General features: G+C 74.5%; 1 pseudogene. It reads right to left on the reverse strand.

Annotated features, from left to right (window positions below):
- Positions 1-8 precede the first annotated feature (8 nt).
- Positions 9-1,128 (reverse strand): annotated as a pseudogene (locus tag ACYVE9_RS27805) (hypothetical protein); the annotation flags it as partial.

Here is a 1,128-nt window from a genome sequence, read left to right on the forward strand (position 1 = left end):
CGGTGCGTCTACGCGCCCGGCGCGCTCCCGCCCCCGGCGGGCTCCCCGGCCGGACTCCGGTCGAGTCGCTTCGGGGCGGCGCCCTCCCTGGCGGCCCGCTCGGCGTCGGACTCCTCCGGTCGGCGGAACATGCGGGTGGCGGTGATCTCGCCGTGCGCGGCGTCCGGGTCGTTCCGCTGCTGCGGCAGCCCGGGACGCAGGTGCTCCTCGACGCTGATGTACTTCAGCCCCGCCCGCAGGTCCGCGTCGTTGCGCAGGCGGACCACCAGGGGGAACTCCGCGAGCGCGGTGGTGTCGAACAGACCCGTGGTGTAGAGGAGTTGCACACCGAGCGCGTCGGCGACCGCACGTTGCAGCTCCAACAGGTAGGTGGCGTTGGCCCGCCCGATGGGGTTGTCGAGGAACAGGGTGCCGGCGTGCCGGTGCTTGTCGCGGCCCCGGTCGCTGCTGCGCAGCGCGGCCATCGTGCAGTAGAGGGCGATCGCGGCGGTCAGCAGCTGGCCGCCGGAGAAGACGTCGCCCATCTGGCCGACCGGGACCCGCTCGGCCCGCAGCACCGCGTCGGGCTTGAGGATCTCCACGGCGACGCCGCGCGGCTGCATGGCCGCGTGTACACCGCGCAGCAGCAGCGACATGCCGTCGCGGCGCAGGTCGGAGTTCTTGCGCACGGCCGCCCTGGTGGCCTCGTCGATCACCTCTCCGAGGCGTTCGGTGAGACCGGCCTGGTCGGGGTCGTCGAAGCGGATGCGGAGGAACTCCTGCCCCGACCACTCCCCCAGGCCCTCGGGGAGGCGGGACAGCCGCTGGGCGGAGCGCAGTGTGGCGAGTGACGCCTCGACCAGGCCGCGCAGCCGGTCGACGATGCTGTCGCGGTTGCGCTCCAGCTGCTGCAACTCGTCGGTGAGGACCCGCAGTCGGGGCGCGAACGCGTCGGCCCAGGCCGCCGCGTGCTCCGGCAGGGCGGCGGCCGGCAGCTCCCTGATCTGCTGGCGCGCCGGGGTGCGCACCTGCTCGTAGCGGGTGGAGTTGGCGTGCCGCACCAGGATGTCGCTCGCCTCGCGGACCGCGGTCTCGGCAGCCGACAGTTCGGTGCCGCAGCCGCGCAGCGACCGCCGGGCCTCGCCCGCG

This window comes from Streptomyces sparsus (assembly GCF_054776295.1).